The organism is Flavobacterium sp. (assembly GCF_044361065.1).
Classification (GTDB): Bacteria; Bacteroidota; Bacteroidia; order Flavobacteriales; family Flavobacteriaceae; genus Flavobacterium.
The window spans coordinates 1-2,883 of the sequence record NZ_JBIKJI010000214.1 but is presented as its reverse complement, the minus strand read 5'-3'; the positions used below and the strand labels follow the sequence as shown (position 1 = coordinate 2,883).

General features: G+C 33.1%; 4 protein-coding genes. All 4 read right to left on the bottom strand.

Annotated features, from left to right (window positions below; translation table 11 throughout):
• Positions 1–20 precede the first annotated feature (20 nt).
• Positions 21–872, bottom strand: coding sequence for a M23 family metallopeptidase (locus ACIQ11_RS10110; protein WP_396154550.1), 852 nt, complete (start codon positions 870–872; stop codon positions 21–23).
• Between the two features lie 13 nt (positions 873–885).
• Positions 886–2,331 carry a DUF3570 domain-containing protein gene (locus ACIQ11_RS10105; RefSeq protein ID WP_396154548.1) on the bottom strand — a complete coding sequence of 482 codons (1,446 nt, stop codon included), beginning with the start codon at positions 2,329–2,331 and terminating at the stop codon, positions 886–888.
• Positions 2,332–2,340: 9 nt separating this feature from the next.
• Complete coding sequence (locus ACIQ11_RS10100; RefSeq protein WP_396154546.1) at positions 2,341–2,550, bottom strand: DUF4266 domain-containing protein; 210 nt, start codon at positions 2,548–2,550, stop codon at positions 2,341–2,343.
• A gap of 35 nt (positions 2,551–2,585) precedes the next feature.
• Positions 2,586–2,883 (bottom strand): FAD:protein FMN transferase (locus tag ACIQ11_RS10095; protein WP_396154544.1); only part of this gene is annotated, 298 nt, incomplete at its 5' end.

Here is a 2,883-nt window from a genome sequence, read left to right as displayed (position 1 = left end):
TTGGTTTGTTATACAGCCTGTTATTTTTTTAAAGTGTCTCCTTTTTTTAGGTTTATTCCTTTTATTCCACCAACAAATTCAATAGGTATTGACTTTAAACCATCTTCATTATTTACAGGAATAAGACAACTAAAATGCAAATGTTCCTCAGTACTTAGTCCAGTATTTCCTGATAATGCAATTTTTTGCCCACGATATACTTTATCGCCTATCTTCACTAAACTTCCATTTTCTACAAGATGAACATATTGAGTAAAAACACCTGAATTTGGCTCGTAAATAGTTAAAAAATTACCGTAAGGTTTCCATTCTGAACCTTTTCCAGAATATTTATACTTATCTACAACTCCAACCACAAACCCATCTGTTGCCGAACAAATGGTGTCATTTGTTTTAAGGTCAAAATCCAAAGCGTACCGAGACCAATCTGTATTATGTGTGAAATCGGTATTGCTACCTTGAAGAATTTTGAATTTTTTATTTTTAAGAAATGGTAATTCAAGTTCAATAGTATCAATTTTTTTTGATGCGTCTCCTAATTTTGAAATAATTCTAATTTCATTGTCTTTTTTTTGAATGTTTACAAAAGTCAAAATTGTGTCACTCACAGAATTTATTGTTATGGGATTTCTTTTGTTGAATTCCTTTTGCAACTGCTCGTCAGAAGAAAAAAACAATACTCTAAGTGGGCAATGTAATGGATTGTTTAACTTAATATTTAATGTGTCTTTATTATAATTTAAACTAATTCCAAATTCATATTGATTGTACTTTATGCTTGGCAATAATACTGATGTTTTACAACCTAACAAAAGTGAAATTATTGTAAAAGTGTAAATTAAAAATTTTATTAAATTAATTCGTTTTTTCATTATTTTTGATAACTTACTGATTTACAAATTTGAATGCAATTGTAGCAATATTCGCATTTAAACCATCAGTTCTTTCGTAATGATTGAATCTGAAATCGATATTTTTTAGTCCGAATTTCCAAATTTTCGCAGCGGTGAATATGTCGGTATACGTAAATCCGGCGCCATATTGGTTGGCGTTAAACGTAGACAAATCAAAATCTGAAGTATAGAATTTTTCCGTAGAAAGATGTTGTTCAAAAGGTGCAAAATATTTAGACTGCAACTGCGTATAATATCTATACATTGGAAAAATGGTAAATTTATCTGATACTTTCACAGGAATTTCAATAGAAGCTGTATGTGCTTGTATGTCCCAATCGTCTGAATAATATCGGTAATACGTTCTAAAAACAACTTTCTCGTTTAAGTAATAATTTAATCGTGCACCAATAGGCAATTTAAAACGAGTATTTGGTAAACGTTCAATATCATCCGCTAAGCGATATACATCACTATTTGAAGGGTTTTCGTAATTAGAAATACTTGCAGGATTTCCAATATAATAATTGGGTTTATCTGCAAAATAGATTCTATGATATGGAGTGGATAACATTCCATCTTGTTTTAAGATATCGAAAAATACAGAAAACTGAAACTTTTTGGTTAGTACTTGAGAAAAACCAACAGAGGCAGAATACGAGTTTCTGCCCACAGCACTCCATTTTGTAAAGCTATTAGGTAAATAAGCGGATGAAGCAGCACCGGTTTGATTGTACACCGTTACACCAGCAAAATAACCATTACTCTGAAAACCAGAACCGTATTTACCAAATTCACTTAATTCGGTAGGATAAATTGGGCGCCATTGATCTAAATAAGCATTAACTTTTAAAGAGACTTCTGAATTTTTATCATTAAATAATTTCGAAATACCTCCTCCAAAACCTATTGAAGTATAATCGTATTCATTTGAAAACGCCACATCGGCATTCCAAATGAAATTTCTATCGTCGCTACTATGACTGTAATTGGCATTTATAGCAGCTAACACATCACTTTGTGACGCACCTGAAGACGCTTGCCAAGGTGAACCTGTCGGACCTGCAGCCAATGCAGCAGCAGCTACTCTATCGTCATCATCTCCACCACCACCTCTGGAAGCCCCTGAAGCATTAAACGGATTGATATTACTTGACGAAGCTGATGTATAAGCAGAAATTCCGCTATCAATTGTCAAAACATCATCGTCATTTAAAGGCATAGCAATTACAATGTTGGCTGTAGCATTGGTTAATTTTTCTGAACCAATTCCACCACCTACAGAAGAATGCTTACCATCTTGTTTGTAATAACTGGATAAAAAATCGATTTCAGTAGTTTCTAAAACACGTTTTTTAAATACAATGGTGCTATCTTTTTTTTGTTGCGCGTACGATAAAAACGTACATAAACTTAGGGCGAATACTATTTTTTTCATCTTTATATATTAATTACAACCGCAACCGCCACCAGATTTTCCACCATTGGCACCTGCAGCTGCTTCTCGATACACTTGAAAAGACGTTTCGTAACGTTCTGAAGCACGAGCAGATAATTTCATATCTACATCGTTGATTTTTTCTTTTTCGTACTCTTTAACCGAATTACACGATTGGAACACCAAAAGTAACACAGCTAATTTTAATAACTTTCTCATATTTTATTTATTTACAAACCAATTAAGGATTGCTTTTATTCATATTTTTTAATGTCAATTCCTTTTGAAGTAAAAATTTTACCTTTATCATCCACAATAATGCACTCAATGCCTTTTAGTTGATTGATTAAGTTCAACCCTACCTCTACACCCAACACAAAAACGCCTGTTGCCAATGCATCAGCAATTTCTGTTTGTTTAGCAAAAACCGAAACACTTACTATGCCAGTTGCTGGATATCCAGAACGCGGGTCAATTATGTGCGAATAGCGAATATTATTAAACGTGACATATTTTTCATAACTGCCAGACGTTTCCACAGCGCTATCTATC

What these genes read in the sequence shown, in the direction of transcription:
- ACIQ11_RS10110 (WP_396154550.1), bottom strand. Translation starts at nt 872, where the DNA reads ATGAAAAAACGAATTAATTTAATAAAATTTTTAATTTACACTTTTACA.
- ACIQ11_RS10100 (WP_396154546.1), bottom strand. Translation starts at nt 2,550, where the DNA reads ATGAGAAAGTTATTAAAATTAGCTGTGTTACTTTTGGTGTTCCAATCG.
- ACIQ11_RS10105 (WP_396154548.1), bottom strand. Translation starts at nt 2,331, where the DNA reads ATGAAAAAAATAGTATTCGCCCTAAGTTTATGTACGTTTTTATCGTAC.